The sequence below is a fragment of the Candidatus Binatia bacterium genome (assembly GCA_036563615.1).
Classification (GTDB): domain Bacteria; phylum Desulfobacterota; class Binatia; order UBA12015; family UBA12015; genus DATCMB01.
In genome coordinates, this window is sequence record DATCMB010000006.1 from 653,829 (window position 1) to 670,588 (window position 16,760).

Annotated in this window: 12 protein-coding genes; all 12 read left to right on the forward strand. The window is 72.0% G+C overall.

Going from position 1 to position 16,760, the window contains the following annotated elements; genetic code table 11:
* The first annotated feature begins 8 nt into the window (after nucleotides 1-8).
* The 12 genes from gspM to VIS07_05905 all read left to right on the forward strand — a co-directional run bounded on the left by gspM (nucleotide 9) and on the right by VIS07_05905 (nucleotide 16,754).
* Nucleotides 9-848: a type II secretion system protein GspM gene (gene gspM / locus VIS07_05850; GenBank protein ID HEY8515014.1), complete on the forward strand. Its 840-nt coding sequence runs from the start codon at nucleotides 9-11 to the stop codon at nucleotides 846-848.
* A complete protein-coding gene (locus VIS07_05855; protein HEY8515015.1) occupies nucleotides 845-1,549 on the forward strand; it encodes a hypothetical protein in 705 nt (234 codons plus the stop codon). Before gspM ends, VIS07_05855 begins: the two co-directional genes overlap by 4 nt.
* Before the next feature lie 152 nt (nucleotides 1,550-1,701).
* Complete coding sequence (gene gspD, locus VIS07_05860) at nucleotides 1,702-4,116, forward strand: type II secretion system secretin GspD (GenBank protein ID HEY8515016.1); 2,415 nt, start codon at nucleotides 1,702-1,704, stop codon at nucleotides 4,114-4,116.
* 89 nt (nucleotides 4,117-4,205) lie between these two features.
* Nucleotides 4,206-5,741: a hypothetical protein gene (locus VIS07_05865; protein ID HEY8515017.1), complete on the forward strand. Its 1,536-nt coding sequence runs from the start codon at nucleotides 4,206-4,208 to the stop codon at nucleotides 5,739-5,741.
* Between the two features lie 17 nt (nucleotides 5,742-5,758).
* Nucleotides 5,759-6,547, forward strand: a complete 789-nt coding sequence (locus VIS07_05870) for an ABC transporter permease (protein ID HEY8515018.1) — start codon at nucleotides 5,759-5,761, stop codon at nucleotides 6,545-6,547.
* The gene (locus tag VIS07_05875; protein HEY8515019.1) at nucleotides 6,544-7,773 is read left to right on the forward strand and encodes an ABC transporter ATP-binding protein; all 1,230 of its coding nucleotides are present in this window, start codon (nucleotides 6,544-6,546) and stop codon (nucleotides 7,771-7,773) included. The genes VIS07_05870 and VIS07_05875 overlap by 4 nt, the downstream gene beginning before the upstream one ends.
* Nucleotides 7,766-8,233: a hypothetical protein gene (locus VIS07_05880; GenBank protein ID HEY8515020.1), complete on the forward strand. Its 468-nt coding sequence runs from the start codon at nucleotides 7,766-7,768 to the stop codon at nucleotides 8,231-8,233. The genes VIS07_05875 and VIS07_05880 overlap by 8 nt, the downstream gene beginning before the upstream one ends.
* Nucleotides 8,234-8,602: 369 nt before the next feature.
* Nucleotides 8,603-9,631 carry a hypothetical protein gene (locus VIS07_05885; GenBank protein ID HEY8515021.1) on the forward strand — a complete coding sequence of 343 codons (1,029 nt, stop codon included), beginning with the start codon at nucleotides 8,603-8,605 and terminating at the stop codon, nucleotides 9,629-9,631.
* Nucleotides 9,632-9,705: 74 nt separating this feature from the next.
* Nucleotides 9,706-11,256 (forward strand): sialidase family protein, encoded by a 1,551-nt coding sequence (locus VIS07_05890; GenBank protein HEY8515022.1) that lies wholly within the window; start codon nucleotides 9,706-9,708, stop codon nucleotides 11,254-11,256.
* A 32-nt stretch (nucleotides 11,257-11,288) separates the two neighbouring features.
* The gene (locus VIS07_05895; GenBank protein HEY8515023.1) at nucleotides 11,289-13,109 is read left to right on the forward strand and encodes a hypothetical protein; all 1,821 of its coding nucleotides are present in this window, start codon (nucleotides 11,289-11,291) and stop codon (nucleotides 13,107-13,109) included.
* Between the two features lie 7 nt (nucleotides 13,110-13,116).
* On the forward strand, nucleotides 13,117-14,103 hold the full coding sequence (locus tag VIS07_05900) for a beta-ketoacyl-ACP synthase III (GenBank protein HEY8515024.1): 987 nt from the start codon (nucleotides 13,117-13,119) through the stop codon (nucleotides 14,101-14,103).
* Nucleotides 14,097-16,754, forward strand: coding sequence for a YfhO family protein (locus VIS07_05905; GenBank protein ID HEY8515025.1), 2,658 nt, complete (start codon nucleotides 14,097-14,099; stop codon nucleotides 16,752-16,754). The genes VIS07_05900 and VIS07_05905 overlap by 7 nt, the downstream gene beginning before the upstream one ends.
* Nucleotides 16,755-16,760: the final 6 nt, after the last annotated feature.

The following is a 16,760-nucleotide window of genomic DNA, read 5'->3' on the forward strand; positions in this document are numbered from 1 at the left end:
GCAGAAGCGTGCGCGACATCCTCGCAAACCTGATCGCCCGGCTCCGCGCGACGAACCGCCAGCAGCGCCTCTACCTGGCGCTCGCCGTCGTCTTGCTCCTCGTGGTCGCGCGCTTCAGCATCGCCTGGTTCCTCGAGATGCGGGCGAACGTCAAGGAGGAAATTCGACTGTCCGCCCAGCGTCTCGCGGCGGCACGACGCCTCGTGCAGCGCGCGCCGGAGACGCAGAAGGAGTACGAGACGCTACAGGCGCGCTACCAGGAGACGGTCGCCGAGCTGGTGCCGGGCGACACGCCGACGCTCGCGGCGGCGGCGCTGCAGGATCGCGTGTCGGCGCTCGCGAGCGAGAAGAAGGTGAGCCTGCAGACGACGCAGGTCCTGAAGGACGAGGCGCTCGGCCCCTTCCGGCAGGTGTCGCTGCGCATCACGGCGTCGGGCGAGCTGCACGACCTCGCGGATTTTCTGGCGAACCTCGAGTTCGGGCCGCTGCGGGTCAGCATCCCGTTCATCGAGCTCAGCCGCCGCGGCGCGGTCGTGCGCCGACAGCAGCCCGCGGCCGGACGCACGGTGTCGGCGACGATCCAGATCTCGGGCGTCGTGCAGGGCACGGCGCAGCTCGCCGCCGCGCCGCAGGGCGCGAGCCGCGCGGCGGGCAACGGCGCGGAGGGCGCGAACGGAGACGCGGACGCCGCGCCGACGACGCTCAGCGAGGCGGCTCCCGCCGGTCCACCGCCGCCGCCACCGCCCGCGCAGCTCGGACAGCGCCCGGCGGCGCCCCGCGACGACGAGGAGCGTCCGCCCGTCCCCGATGACCCGCTCGGAACGAGCAACTTGGTGACGCCGCCGTGAAGCGATTCCGCGTCCTCAACGTCATTTTGATCGCTTTGATCGCGCTCGCCGCCTGGCGGACGGTCGACGTCTGGCGTCGCACGCCGCCGCAGATCCCCGATCGTCCCGAGCCGCCGCGTCCCGCTGCGGATCCGCTTGCTGCACCGCCTCGCCGTCCAGCGCTGCCGCAGCTCGTCGCGGCGATCACCGAGAAGGATCTGTTCGATGCGTCGCGCTCGGCGCCGAGCGCCGCCGATTCGGCGCCGACGCCGGAGCAGACCCCGGCGCCGCCGCCGACGCTCAAGCTCGCCGGCGTGATCTTCATCGGGCCGCAGCGCGAAGCGGTGTTCATCGACGTCAACCAGAACAACAAGCAGATCCGGATGCGCGAGGGCGAGGAGATCAGCGGCTACAAGGTCGCGAAGATCGACGAAGCCCAGGTGTCGCTGGTGAGCGGGACGGGCGACGAGGTCAAGCTCGACCTGCTGATCGACACCGCGCGAGCCGGTGGGCGCGCGGCGGGACCAGGAGGGTTGGTCACGCCAGCGGCGCGAGCACGTCAGCAGGCCGGGCAGGCCGCGGGGGCGAACGCGCCAGGTGGCTTCGGTCCGCCCGGCAGCGCGGCCGCGATGCAGCGCAACGACGCGCGCGAGCGTGCGCAGCGGGCGCGCGAGCGTCTGAAGCGGCTGCGTGAAGAAGCCGCGGCCAACGCGGCCCGGTGAAGCCGATGCAGCTGGGCCTTAAAAATCTACCGAAACTCGGCTACACGGCGGGGCAGGGAGGGGGCATGGGTCGTCAGGGACCGGGTGTGAGGGGTGTGCGCGGAACCTCCGGCCGCTCCAGCCGACATGGGCGGGCGCTGCTTGCGGCCGTCGTGCTGTCGTGGACGCTCCTTCCCACCGCGATCGACGCGCAGCAGGAAGTTGCGCCCGACATGGTGCCGCCACCGCCGCCGGCTGCGGAGAGCGGCGACGACGCGATCGTCCTGAACTTCGAGAAGGCGGACATCCGCGAGGTCGTGCACAGCCTCGCGGGCGCGCTCGGCATCAACTACCTGCTCGACCCGCGCGTCGAGGGGCAGGTGACGATTCGCACGACGGGCAGGATCCCGCGCAGCGAGCTCTTCCCGATCTTCAACCAGATCCTGCGCAGCATCGGCATCGCCGCGGTCAAGGTCGGCGAGGTGTACAACATCATGCCGATCGCGGAGGCGAAGACGCGCGCGCCGGTGAAGGACACCGCCGCCATGCGCGCCGACGACCTGTTCGTGGTCGAGCTCGTGACGGTGAAGAACGTGGCCGCGCAGGAGATGGTCAACCTGCTCGAGCCCTTCATCACCCCGGGCGGCGACGTCTTCGCCTATCCGCGCGCCAACGTCCTGATCATCACGGACATCGCGACCAACGTCGAGCGTCTGCGCGAGATGGTGCAGCTCCTCGATCGCGACAGCTTCAAGGAGCTGAAGGCGAAGGTCTTCAAGATCGAGCACGCGAACATCGAAGACCTCGGCCAGGAGCTGCTCGCGGTGCTCGACACCTACGGGATCACCGGTGAGGCGGCCGCGGAGCGCGGCGTCTACGTGATCCCGCTGCTGCGTCTGAACTCGATCGCCGTGCTCGCGTTCAACGACGACATGTTCGAGGCGGTCGACTACTGGATGAAGCTGCTCGACGTGCCGCCCGACGACGAGCTGACGCGGACGGTGCGCGTCTACAACGTGCAGAACGCGAAGGCCGCGGACCTCGCGGTCGTGCTGAACGAGCTCTACGGCGGCGGCGAGGGCACGAGCCGCAACGGCGGCGGGCCGGGCGCGCCGCAGCGCGGCCAGCCCGGCTTCGGCGGCGCGGGCGGACTGCGCGGCTTCGGGGGCGGTGGCGGCGGCGGCTTTGGCGGCGCGGCCAGCAGCACCGGCGGCCGGACGCTCGGCGGCGGCCGTTCCGCCGGCGCGGGGCTCGGCCGCACCCAGCAGCTCGGCTCGAGCGGCGGCCTCGGCTCGAGCGGCTCGCGCGGGCTCGGCAGCAGCGGTCGCAGTGGTCTCGGTCGGCGCTCCGGCGCGCAGCCCGCGGGCGTGCTCGGCGGGACGCCGGGCGGCAGCATCAGCGGGGGCGGCGCGTCGGGCTTCGTCATCACGGGCGGCGAGGGGCCGCTCTCGATGTTCCAGAACGAGGTGCGGATCGTCGCCGACGAGATCGCGAACTCGATCGTGATCCTCGCGACCAAGCGCGACTACGAGCAGATCCTCAAGGTGCTGCGCGAGCTCGACGTGGTGCCGCGTCAGGTCGTCATCGAGGTGCTGATCGCCGAGGTCAGCCTGAACAAGGACATGAAGCTCGGCCTGCAGTCGGTGATCACCAACCCGGGTTCGGTGAACGCCGTGCCGACGCCGCAGCCGACGAGCACTGCGGGCCCGACGCCGACGAACGGCGACATGAACGGCACCGCGAGCCTGCTGAACTCCGTCCTGCAGGACACCGCGAGCGGCGACCTCAAGCGCTTCATCGAGATCATCCCGAACGCGAGCAACAACGTGCTCACGGCGGTGATCAGCGACAACTCGAGCTTCAAGCTGACGCTCACCGCGCTCGCCGCCGCGAACCGCCTGAAGGTGCTGGCGAGCCCGCACATCCTGACCGCCGACAACCGCGAGGCGTCGATCCACATCGGTACCGAGATCCCGATCCTCACCTCGCAGGCGAACATCGCCGGCATCCAGACGGCGGGCGGCCAGACGGCGCTGGTCAACAGCGTCCAGTACCGCTCGACCGGTGTGATCCTGACGGTGCTGCCGCAGGTCAACGCGGACGGCCTCGTCAACCTGCAGGTGCGTCAGGAGGTCTCCGAGGTCGGCGCCGACAACTTCGGCGGCACCGGCTCGCCGTCGTTCACGACCCGCGAGGCCGAGACCACGGCGGTCGTGCAGAACGGCGACTCGCTGCTGATCGGCGGCATCATCCAGGAGACCAGCTCGCGCTCGCGCTCGGGCGTGCCGTACCTGATGGACATCCCCGTGATCGGGCGGATGTTCCGCTTCGACGACGACAGCGTGCGACGCGTCGAGCTGATCGTGCTGCTGACGCCGCACGTGATCCGCAACCGGAGCGAGTCGCTGCTCGTCACCGAGGAGTACAAGGACCGGCTGTGGGACGTGGTGGACGAGATCGAGCGCACGAGCGGTCTCAAGCCGCCGTCGAAGGCGGAGAGGGCCTACATCAACCGGCTCCGCAGCCGCAGCACCACCGCGCAGCGCCCGACCGAGGGTATGCTGCCGAACCGGGAGTCGAGCTACTGACGGCGCGCGTTCTGCGGCACGTCGCGGCGGCGATCGCGCTCATCGCTCTGATCGCCGTCACGTACGGTGCCGCGCTCGAGCACGAGTTCGTGTTCGACGACCAGGCGCTGGTCGTCGACAACCCGGTGGTGCGGCTGCCGCTGTCGCAGGCTCACGAGCTGCTGCTCGGCACCGAGTCGGGGATCGTGTACCGGCCGCTGCGCATGCTGTCGTACATGGTCGACCACCACCTGGCGGGCGGCCTCGACGCGCGCGCGTTCCACCTGAGCAGCCTCGTCTACCACGCGCTCGTGACGCTGACGCTGTACGCGCTCGGCTGCCTCACGATCGGCTCGCCGCTCGGCGCGTTCTTCGCGGCGGCGCTCTTCGCCGTGCACCCGCTCGGCAGCGAGGCGGTGGTCTACGTCGCCGGTCGGCGCGACGAGCTGGTCGCGCTCTTCGTCCTCCTCGCGCTGGTCTGCTGGTGCGTGCTGCTCCGTCAGCCGCCGCCGCCACGCTTCGCGCCGCCCGAGCGCCGCGGACGGCTCGGCGTCCGTGGCGTCGTCGCCATCGTCGGCATGGTGCTGTTCTCGGCGCTCGCGGTGATGGCGAAGGAGAGCGCGATCGTCGTGCCGGTGCTCGCCGTGTTGCTCTGGGTCGCGCGGGACGAGGGCGCCGCACGACGCGTCGGTGGTGCGTCCTGGGCGATCGGGTTGACCGCGCTCGCGATCGTCGCGGTCGGTCTGTGGGTCTACACCGCGCCGCTCGCGCATCAGCTCGGCGCGGTGATCGGCAGCTCGCTCGCGCCGCAGCCGGCGCTGACGCTGCGCGTCCTCGGACAATATCTTTGGCTTGCGCTCTGGCCGAGCCGGCTGTCGGCCGACTACCAGCCGTACGCCTTCGCGCTGCCCGAGTCGTCGCTCGATCTGCCGTCGGCGCTCGCGGGGCTCGCGCTGCTGGTCGTCGTGGTCGCGGGCGTGCTCCTGCTCGTGCGGCGCAACGTCGCGGGCGCGGGGCTGCTGTGGTTCGTCGTCGCGCTGCTGCCGGTCGCGCAGATCGTGCCGTACCGCGAGGTGCTCGCCGAGCACAACGCGTACCTCGCGCTGGCCGGCCTCGCGCTGGCCGCGGGGCAGGGGCTCGGCGCGCTGGCGCGCCGGCATCCGCGCGTCATCGCGGTCGTCGTCGCGGCGATGGTGCTGTCGCTCGGCCTGCGTAGCCACGCGCGCACGGCCGACTGGCGGGACGATGTGACCCTCTGGCGGGCGACGGTGGAGGTCGCGCCGGACTCCGTGCGCGGTCAGTACAACCTCGGGATCGCGCTGGTCGCGGACGGCAAGCTGCTCGAAGCGCGCGACGCGCTCGATCGCGCGGTGACGCTCGCGCCCAAGGACGTCGACGCGCTGATGGCGCTCGCGACGCTCTCGGGTCGTCTCGGCGAGTACGAGCGCGCGCACGAGCTCGCGGTGCGGGCCGTCAACGAGCGCCGCGACGCGCAGACGCTGACGGTGCTCGGCTGGGCGCAGCTCAGCCGTGGCGATGCGCACCTGGCGATCGAGAGCTTCGAGGAGGCGATCGCGCTCGGCGCCGACAGCAACGACGTCCGCATCGGGCTGCGGCGGGCGCGCGGCGAGGGCGGCCGCTTCTGATGGGGCGCTGACGCGGCATGCTCGACCCGATCGTCGAGCTGTGGCGCCAGCGCCGGCTCATCGTCGCGCTGGTGTCGCGGGATCTGCGCACACGCTACGCCGGCTCGACGGTCGGGCTGGTGTGGGCGGTCGCGAGCCCCCTGCTGCAGATCGTGATCCTGACCCTGGTGTTCTCCTACGTCCTGGAGATCCGGCTGGGCGGGATGCGCGACATCCCGTTTCCCGTCGTGCTGGCCTGGGGCATCTTCCCCTGGATCGCCTTCCAGGAGGGGACGGCCCGGGCCACGACCTCGCTGGTCGAGAGCGGGGTGCTGATCAAGCGGATGGCGTTCCGGCCGGGGATCGTCGCCGCGCAGCCGGTGCTCGCCGCCGCCGTTCAGCTCGGGGTGGCGCTCACCGTCCTGGTCCTGCTGATGCCGCTGCTCGGGGTCCGGGTGGCCCCGACCTTGCCGCTTTGCCTGGTCCCCCTCGCCCTGCAAATTTTCTTTGCCATCGGCATTGGTTGGATTCTGGGGGTGCTGCACGTCTATTTCCGCGATACGGCCCAGGTGGTGGTCGTTGCGCTCCAGGCATGGTTCTATCTGACGCCCATCGTCTACACGCTCGAGACGGCGCCGCAGCCCCTGCAACGCTTGCTCGCGTTGAATCCTCTGTGCGGGATTGTGGAGAGTTATCGGGCGTTTGCGCTGGGTGGGCCGATGTCCTGGGGAGCGCTCGGGTGGAGCGCCGTTGCGGCCGCCGGGGCGCTTTCGGGCGGCGCCGTGGTGCTGTCGCGCGCCCGCGACGAGGTCGCCGATCTCGTATGAGCACGGTCTCGGCGGCCGGCCTCGGCAAGGCCTACCGGCGCTATGCGCGCCCGCTCGACCGGGCGCTGGAGTGGCTCGGGGGCAAGCCCCGCCACCAGCTGTTCTGGGCGCTGCGCAACGTCTCGTTCGACCTCGACGCCGGCGGCTCGCTCGGGCTCGTCGGCGACAACGGGGCCGGCAAGACCACGCTGCTCGCCATGCTCGCCGGCGCGACGTCGCCGACCGAGGGCGAGCTCACCGTCCGCGGTCGCCGGGGCGTGATCCTCGAGCTCGGGGCGGGCTTCCACCCGGAGTTCACCGGGCGTGAGAACATCTTCCTCGTGGGGGTGGCGCAGGGTATGAGCCGCGCCGAGATCGCCGGGCGCGTCGACGAGATCGTCGACTTCGCTGGGCTCGGCGAGTTCATCGACCAGCCGGTTCGTACCTACTCTTCTGGGATGTTCCTCCGCCTGGCGTTCTCGATCGCCACCGCGTCGGACCCCGACGTGCTCATCGTCGACGAGGCCCTCGCGGTGGGCGATCAGCGCTTCCAGCTCAAGTGCCTCGACCGGATCTCGCGCTTCGTCGAGCGCGGCGGGACCTTGGTCTTCTGCTCGCACAACCTCTATCAGGTGAAGAAGCTCTGCCGGCAGGCGCTGTGGATCGACCACGGCGTCGTGCAGGCGCAGGGCCCGGCCGCCGAGGTGTGCGACGCCTACTGGGACCGCGCCCGGACCCGCATCCTCAAGGGCGAGACCGGCGCCAGCGACGGCCAGGCGATGCTGCGCGTCGCGCGCGTCGAGGCCGTCGACGAGACCGGGCGTCCCTTGACGCAGATCGAGACCGGCGAGCCGGTGACGGTCCGCGTGTGGCTGCGGCGGCTACCGGGCAGCGACGTGGTGCCCGGTTGCGCCATCGGACTCGTGCGCAGCGACGGTCTCGTTTGCTATGTCGCCTCGACCGAGCTCGATGGCGTCGCACTGCGCGAGATCGGTCCGGACGAGTTCTACGTTGCGCTGCATTTTCCCGAGCTTCCGTTGTTCGGCGGATCGTATTCCTGGAACGTGGCGACGATCGACAGCCGTAGGCCGTTGATCATGCTCGATGTGAGGGAGGGGGAGGCGCCGTTTTCGATCGTCAACTCGAAGACGGATTGGGGGGTCTGCCGGCTGCCGCACGTGTGGCGCGTCGACGTCACGGCGGACGGGCTGGCCAGTCTTCCAACGATGGAGGACGGTCGTGCGTAGAGGAGCGTACGCCGTCCCGTTCTTGGCCGCCGGGTCGGCTGCGGGCGCGTGGATCGCGCTGGCCGCCCTGCTCGGCATGGCCATCACCGCAGCAGGCTGCCAGGCGAAGCCCGAGCAAGAAGCCCCCGAGAACCTCGAGGCGCGCGCCCGGCAGTATCTCGAGCTGAAGCAGAAGCGCGATTGGGACGCCATCTATGACGGCCTGCTCGACCCCGAGCTGCGCAAGACGCTGAAGCGCGAGACGTTCCTGCGTAGGCGGAGCGCGGCGTTCGACATCCTTGGCTTCAAGGTCGTGTCGACCGAGGAGCAGGGCGAGACCGGCAAGGTGGTCGCGAAGCTCGATGCGATGATCCCGGTCCTCAACCCCCGCGGCGGCACGACCATGTTGCGCAAGGAGGTCGAGGAACCGCAAAAATGGGTGTCCCGCGATGGTCGCTGGTACATCCAGCTGGCGGGCTGATGGGCCTTCGGATGCGCAGCTCGCACGGCAAAGTACAGTTTGGTTTTTGTGTTGGTTCGGTTGACTCGACGGGCCCTGGTACGCTATCGGGGCTTCCTTCCCTGTGTCGGGGTCGGGGGACGAGAGCATCGAAGTTGGGAATCCGCGGCGGAATTGACCGACACCGCGGGCTAGAGAGACGGAGCAGTCGGGAAGCGAAGCGGTTGGCGGCAGCGAAGCGATTGGCGGTCTCGCAGGCAGCCAACACGCGTCCCATCGGCAGCCAGGCTGCGAGTGGAGTCTGTTGATAGCTCAGCTACTGAGCGGTCCAGCGAAAGGAGAGAGGGGATTATGAGAGGTATTCGAAAGCTAGGGGTGGCCGCGGTTGCGTTGGCCGTTTCTGTGCTCGGCGCGAGCAAGAGCCACGCGCTGGTGGACGATCCGTTCACGAGCTTCACGCAGCCCGCGAACGCTCTGGTCATGCCGTTCGACGTGACGGACGACCAGGTGACCTTCCTGCTCGCGAGCAACATCGGCGGCCTGTCGCCGGTGGGTGATGCGTTCATCGCGGGCGTCACCACGCACTGGACGTTCTGGAGCGAGACCTGCGATCACCTCGCCGACGTCTTCATCTGCTTGACGCTGAACGACACGGTGGTCGTCGATCCCCGTGAGCTGTCGGCGATCGACGCCGGCAACAACCCGATCGGCCCGCAGATCGACCTCAGCGGCAACCGTGGTCTGGTCGTCGTGACGGCGTACGCGACGGACGAGATCTGCAGCGACGCGTCGGTCCGCGGCTACGAGCTGGTCGACAACGCGATCGTCGGCACCTACACCTTCGCCGACACCACCACGCAGGCGTCGTTCGGTAACGACGCGATCGGCCTCGGCACCTTCTTCGGTGATCGCACCGAGCTGCCCGAGATCGATGCGACGGACTTCAGCCTCCAGACCTTCAACCCCGAGACGCTCGACGACTCGGTGGTGGTCCTCCTGTCGCTGCGTGAGCGTGGCGGCAGCGGCGCGTCGGCGCAGTACGAGGTTGGCCCGAACTCGTCGAACATCCGTGCGGACCTCGTGTTCTACGACAACCTCGAGATCCCGACCTCGCTGCCCGAGGCGGACATTCGTTGCGCAAAGTTCACCTCGCTCATCCCGGGCCAGAACTCTTGCGCGGGTGGCCCGAACGCGGGTGCGCCGTGCAATTCGAATCTTGATTGCCCGAATGGTACCTGCAGCTTCGCGCTGATTCCGCCGACCGTGTCGCTGCTCTCGTCGGGTATCCTCCGCCTGAGCAACTTCACGCCGGCCATCGGTGGCGAGACCGATCGCTTCATCTACGGCATCCACGGCCAGGCGGTCGGCAACTTCGGCGGCAGCTCGAACATGAAGTACAAGCTGACCGGCCTGTTCTGATCTAGCTTCGGCTGGTAGATGGAGCCGGCGCGAGCCGGCTCCGAGCACGGGGTCAGAGCGCAAGCTCTGGCCCCGTGCCGTATCTGGGCCACGAGTCGAGCGCTGGTCGCAGCACCAGCCGCTCACGGCGCAAGGAGGCGGAGGAGTTGAGTCGGATCAAAGCCAGCCGTGGGCACGTCGCCGCGGCGTTTCTTTGTGTCGCAGCCCTCCTCGGGGCGCCCGCGTGCAGCCGCGACGGTGCGCCCGAAGGCTTCGCCCTCGGACCCGTCAAGCGCATGAACGAGGTCGAGGGCCTCGCCGGGACCTTCTCGTGGCCGTACTACACGGCGATCACCGCCCGCGGCAGCAAGGTGGTCGCCGCCTGGCTGAACCGCAACGGACCGCGCGACCGCGACGTCGTCGTGCGCGCGTCCGCCGACGCCGGCGACACCTGGTCCGCCGAGCAGGTGATGAACGAGGGCGAGTTCGCCAGGACCGTGTCCGTCGTTCCGAAGTTCGCGCCACTCCCGCAGGGCGACGAGCTGCTGATCGTGTGGCACGCGCGGCGCAACGTCGCCGGACAGAAGTACGTGCTCGCGCGGCGCTCGGAGAACTTCGGCGCGACCTGGACGCCGGTGCAGGCGCTGAACTCCGTCACGCAGTCCTTCCTGCCCTCGGTCGACGTCGCGAGCGACGGCAACGTCGTCGTCGCGTTCAGCGACGAGCGCAACGTCAAGCGCGACATCCTCGCGAATCGCTCGCTCGACTCCGGCAAGACCTGGCTGCCCGAGGACCAGCGGGTCGATCGTCAGGCCGAAGCGGACTCCGACGCGCCGGTCGTCGTCGTCGGTGACGACGGCTGGGCCTACGTCGCCTGGGAGGAGCGTCCGCCGCGCGGCGCACCGACCGGCACGCGCGCGCACATCGCGGTCGCGGCGAGCTCCGACAAGGGTCAGACCTGGGGCGAGCCGCATCGCGTCAGCCCGCCGGGCCAGCCGGCGTCGCCGATGTGGCCCGCGCTGGTCGAGTCGAACGGTCGGCTGATCGCCGCATGGACCGGCGGCGTCACCGGCGACACCGCGAAGAGCTGGCTCTGGCTCTCGACCTCGAGCGATCGTGGCGAGACCTGGAGCAAGCCCGAGGTGGTCTTCGACGGCAGCGTGCAGACCTTCTTCCACCTGCTGTCCGACGGTCCGCACGTCTACCTCGTCTGGCACGCGGGCGACGCCGGCAAGCCGTCCGGGATCTACTTCAACGCCTCCGACGACGGCGGCGCGACGTGGCGCCATCCGTGGTCGGCGCCGCTGCGCATCGACGATGCCGCGAGCCAGGAGGACGGCGCGCAGCATCCGCGCATGGCGGTGTACGACGGGAAGCACGTCGCGGTCACCTGGCAGGAAGACGTGAAGAAGATCCTGCTCAAGACCTCCGACGACGGCGGCCGCACCTGGACGAGCAAGGCGACGGAGATCGCGGTCGCCGACCAGAAGAAGACGCTGCGCTACCCGCAGGTCGCGCTGAGCAGCGCCGGCGCGTTCGTCCTCTGGGAGTCGTGGACCGACATGACGGGCGTGCGCAAGAGCCTCGCCGACCTCGACAAGCCGACGCCGCGCGACGTCTTCGTACGCGGGGTGAAGCGGCGCTGAGACGCGGCCCGGAGGCGCTGCTCGTCGCGGCGGTGCTGCTGCTCGCGGCGCTGCTGCGTCTCTACCACCTCGACGCCGGCTGGTTCGGCGCCGACCAGGCGCGCGACCTCGCGTGGGCGGAGCGCATCGCGAGCGGCGGACCGTACCCCACGGTCGGGCCGCTGATGCGCAACCGCTTCCACCTGGGCGCGCTCTACTACTGGTTCTGGGCGGTTCCGTCGTTCGTCAGCGCGGAGCCGCTCGCGGCCTACGCGTGGGCTGCGCTGCTCGGCACGGCGGCGGTCTTCGCGACGTGGTGGCTCACGCGACGCCTCGCCGGACCGGTCGCGGCGCTGGTCGCCGCCGCGTGGCTCGCGGCGGGCCCGATCGCCGTGCTCGACGCGCGCATCGCCTGGGCGCCGGCCGCGCTGCCGCCGTGGACGGCGCTGCTGCTCGTCCTGGCGACGTCGTTCCTCGCCACACCGTCGACCGCGCGCGCCGCGGCGCTGCTCTTCGTCGCGGCGCTCGGCACGCAGCTCCACCTCGGCGCCGCGCCGGCGACGCTGCTCGCGGGCGTGGCGGTGCTGTGGCGCGGACGCGCGCTCGGCGTGCGCGGCCTCGCGCTCGCGGGCGCGGCGGGCGCGCTGCCGCTGCTGCCGATGCTGCTCGCGCTGCGCGAGCCGCTGCCCGCCGCTGCCGCCGCCGCGGCAGCGAGTGATCCGTGGTCGCATCGCATCGTCGACCTGCTGCTCCTCGGGCAGCGCGTGCTCGTCGGTCTCACGCCGGCGGACCGTCCGCGCGCGCTCGACGCGTGGCTCACGATCGAGGGCGCGAGCATGGCGCTGACGATCGCGGCCGCGTGCTTCGCGCTCGTCCGTCCGCCGCGCGCCGAGCGCTCCGCACAGGTGCGCTTCGTCGCGTTTCTTTTCTTTGCTTGTCTCGGCGCGGTGGCGCTGCTGCCGGCCGAAGCCTGGTGCTACTACCTCGACACCACGCTCGTGCCCGGCGCGATCGCGATCGGCATCGCGTGGCAGGCGGCGTGGCGTTTCGGCGCCGCGCGCTGGCTGCTCGGCGCGGTCGTGGTCGCGCGCGGCGTGCTGCTGCTGTGGTGGATCCAGTCCGCGGCGACGAGCGGCTTCGTCGCGGCGAACCTCGACTACCTGCGCCTCGGCGGTCCGCGTCCCGTCGCGCCCGACGCGCGCGCGCGCCTTGCGAACGTCGCCACCAAGCGCGAGATCGCGCGCATCCTGACCCAGGAGCTCGCGATCCCGCTCGAGCGGCTGTGGCACGACGTGCACGGCAGCGGCTTTGCGGACGTCGACACCGACAACGGCTTCTTCCTGCGCCGCGCGGCGGCCGACGCGATCTCGTCGCGACGCGCCGAGGACCGTGGCCTGAGCGCGCTCGTCACCTACCGCGGCGACTTCCCGCCCGAGTGGCTCGCGCGCATGGGCGAGCCGCACGTCGTCGGCCCGCTCGAGGTGCGCGGCTACCGTCCGGCGATCGCCGCGCGCGAGGCGCAGATGACGAATTGTGGTGACGCGCCGGCGCCGCTGCCCGCGACTCTGCCGCCCGATCCCCTCGCGTACGGCTCGGGCGAGCCGGCGTGGCCTGCGTGGCCGTGCGCCGCGCCGGCCGTCGCGGCGCCGGTCGCACCGCGCGCGGACGCGACCGTGCGGATCTTCGCGCGCACCGAGGGGGCGGCGCGCGTCGTCGACGTGCGCTCCGAGCCGCCGGGGACGCCGCAGGTGAGCGCCGCGCCCGGCGCGGGCGTCGGCATCGAGCTGCCGTCCGACGCGGCGCGGCTCACCGTCCGGCTCGAGGTCGACGGGCCCGCGCGCCTCGACCTGGTCGAGCTGCACGGGGTGCGGTAAGGAGTCGGTGTTGCGCTCGCGTTTTGCCGGGGTGGGGGGCGCGCTGCCCGCGCGCGTGGTGCCGAACGCCGAGCTCGAGGCGCGCCTCGGCGTCGACCCGGGCTGGATCGAAGGCCGCACCGGCGTGTGCGAGCGCCGCGTGCTGACCCCCGAGGAGCCGCTCGTCGAGCTCGCCGAGCGCGCGGCGCGCGACGCGCTGCACGACGCGGGGATCGCGCCCGCGGAGCTCGACGCGATCGTCGTCGCCACGACGTCGGCGCCGTACCTCTTTCCGTCGCTCGCCTGCCTGCTGCACGCGCGCCTCGGGCTCGGGACGCAGCCGGCGTTCGACCTCGCGGCCGCGTGCGCGGGCTTCCCGTACGCGCTCACGGTCGCGGACCAGGCGATCCGCGCCGGCGACCATCGCCGCGTGCTCGTGGTCGGCGCCGACGGGCTCTCGGCGTACTGCGAGCCGACGGATCGCTCGACGGTCGCGCTGTTCGGCGACGGCGCCGGTGCGGCCGTGCTGGTCGCCGAGCCGGCGGACGACGCGAAGCCGCGCGGCATCCTCGCGTCACGCCTGCGCGCGCTCGGCGCGCAGTGGGAGATCCTCTACGTCCCGGCCGGCGCGCGTCGCGTCGAGGACCTGGAGCGCGAAGGCGCGGACTTTTGGATGCGCATGCGCGGCCAGGAGGTGTTCCGCCTCGCGGTCGAGCAACTCGTCGCGCTGACCCGTGAGGCGCTCGCCACCGCCCAGCTCGGGCCCGACGACGTCGCGCTGCTCGTGCCGCACCAGGCGAACGTGCGGATCATCCGCATGATGATCGCGCAGCTCGGCATCCCCGAGGAGCGGGTCGGCATCAACCTCGACCGCTGCGGCAACACCTCGGCGGCGTCGATTCCGCTCGCGCTGCGCGACGCGCTCGACCAGGGACGTCTGCGCGCGGGCGACGTCCTCGTGCTCAACGCCGTCGGCGGCGGCATGACGGCGGGCGCGATCGTCGCGCGGTGGTAGGACGCGGCGCGCCGCGCCACCGCGGCGTCGCTGCCGCGCTGCTGCTCGTCGTCCTGGTCGCAGCGGCGTTCGCCGACGTGCTGCTCGGCGGACGCACGCTGTCGCCGGCGCCGTTCGTGCCCGGGGTGACGCCGTCGGGTCCGTACGATGCGCCGCCACCGTCGCCGACCGCGCTGCGCGACCTCGAGGGCGGCGCCTGGGTCGACGAGCCGGCGCCGTACCTCGTGCACCGCGCGCTCGCCGACGGTCGCCTGCCGCTGTGGAACGACGGCGTCGGGCTCGGCGCGCCGCTCGCGGCGAACCCGAACATGGCGGCCTGGTCGCCGCTGCAGCTGCTGCCGAACCTCCATCCGACGCCGCTCGTGCAGGACGTCGCCTGGGTGCTGCGCGTCTGGGTGCTGGCGCTCGCGACCTGGCTGCTCGCGACGGCGCTCGGCTGCGGCTTCTGGGCGTCGGTCGTCGCCGCGGCGGCGCTCGCGCTCTCCGGGCAGACGCTCGACTGGGTCGTGCACCACCCGCTCAACACCGACGCGTTCGTCCCCGCGGCGCTCGCGGCGGCGCTGGGGCTGCTGCGCGGCGAGCGCCGCGCGCTGCCGGCGCTCGCGCTGCTGGTCGCGGCGGCCCTGCTCGGCGTCAAGCCGCAGAGCGCGCTGACCTCGGCGCTGTTCGCGGTGCCGCTGCTCGTCGCGGCAATGCTCGACGAGCCCTCATCCACGGGGCGTCGCGTGACCCGGGGCGCGGGGCTGGTCGTCGCCGGCGTGCTGCTGGGTGCAGCGCTCGCGGCGTGCGCGCTCGTTCCGGCGCTCGAGAGCTACCTCGGGGCGAGCGGTCTCGTGCGCGCCGGGCGCACGACGCAGTCGGAGTGGACGCTCGCCCCATCGACGCTGCCGGAACTCGTCGGTCGCTGGGCGCTGCGTCTCGTTGCCGGCGACGTGCCGCCCGCCGCGGGACCGCCGCACGCCGGACTCGTCGTCCTCGTGCTTGCGGTCGTGGGCGCCGTTCGCGCGCGCCAGCGCGCGGTCACCTGGGTGCTGGTCGCGACCGTCGTGCTCTACCTCGCGCGCATCTTCGGCGCGCTGCCGATCCCGCTCGCCGGCGTGCCGCTGCTGGGCTCGATCAACTACGTCAAGTATTGCTTTCCGCTCTACCTGTCGCTGGCCCTGCTCGCCGCGCTCGCGCTCACGCCGGCGGAGGAGGGGAGGCGGTTCGCGGTCCGCTCGCGCGGCGGCTGGCGCGTGCTGCTCGGCGCGCTCGCCGTCGTCGAGCTGCTCGTCCTCGCGCAGCGACCGCGTCCGCAGCGCGTGGATCCGTACCGTCCCGCGCCGTACGTCGAGGCGCTGCGCGCGCTCGTCGCGCTGCACGGCGGACGCATCACCGGACCGGTCACGCTCGCGCCACCACTCGTCTCGAGCGTGCTCGGCTTTCGCGACCTGCGCGCGATCGACGTGCTGACGCCGCGCGACGCCTGGGAGACGATCGGCCAGCTCGTCGCGCCGAGCGAGGGCGTGGTGTGGATCCTCGCCGACCCCGACCCACTCGTCGCCGCGACGTCGCCGGGCGCGAGCGTCGTCGACCTGCGCTGGATCCTCGCGCGCGCAGAGCTCACGGAAGAGCGCCTGCTCGATGTCGTGCGCTCGCAGACCTCCACGCGACGTCTGCTGCGGCTGTTCTCGACGCTCGACGTCTACCGCATCGACACCGCGTCGCTCGGCGGCGGGCTGCACGAGGCGCACGGCGACCGGCGCTTCCACTGGACGTGCGCGACGCCGTGCCGCTTCGCGCTCGAGCTCGAGGAGGCGCCGCGCGCGTTCGCGGCCGGCTTCGCGGCCCGCGAGCCGCTCGAGGCGACGGTCGAGCTGCGTCTGCGCACGCGCGACGGCGAGCGCAGCGAGCGCGCGACGCTCGTCCTCGGCGAGGACGCGGCGTGGCAGGACGTCTGGCTCGACGGCGTCGGGCAGGGTTCGCGCGGCAGCCCGGCGACCGCCGCCGCCGCGCAACCGTTCGGTCCCGCCACGGTCGAGATCGAGGTGCGCTCGACGCGGCCGGGCACCGTGTTCGTCGGCGGCATCGGTCCGACGCCGGGCAAGGCGGCGGAGGAGGCGGAGGCGCAGGCCGAGCTCGCGTTCCGGCGCCGCGCCCTCGAGCGTCTCGCGCTGCGCTACCGCGACGACCTGGCGCTGATCTACGAGAACCGCGCCGCGCTCGGCGAGGCGTGGCTCGCGAGCGCCGTCGGGCGTGCACGCGATCTCGACGAGGTGCGCGCCTGCTTGCTCGCGCATCCGGACCGCGCCGTCGCCTGCGTCGCCGAGCCGGAGCGGGTGCCGAGCGCGCCGTTCGCCGGTGCGGCGCCGGGCGAGGTCCGCGTGCGCGCGTCGCGCGACGATGCGCTGACCATCGAGGCAAGCGTCCCGCGCGACGCTCTGCTGGTCGTCGCGCGCCTGCACGCTCCCGGCTGGTCCGCCGCGGTCGACGGGAAAGAGGTCGAGATCCTGCGCGTCAATGGCGCCATGATGGGCGTCGTCGTGCCGGCGGGCGAGCACCGCGTCGAGCTGCGCTACCGGCCGCGCTCGCTCGTCGTCGGCGCTTCGGTGTCGGCGCTCGCGGCGCTCGTCGTGCTCACGCTCGCGGTCCGTCGCAAGGCCGCAATTTGAAGGGTC

Bases quoted from the DNA above. Each gene is read 5' to 3' on its own strand.
- VIS07_05870 (HEY8515018.1), top strand. From the start codon at position 5,759: ATGCTCGACCCGATCGTCGAGCTGTGGCGCCAGCGCCGGCTCATCGTC.
- VIS07_05875 (HEY8515019.1), top strand. From the start codon at position 6,544: ATGAGCACGGTCTCGGCGGCCGGCCTCGGCAAGGCCTACCGGCGCTAT.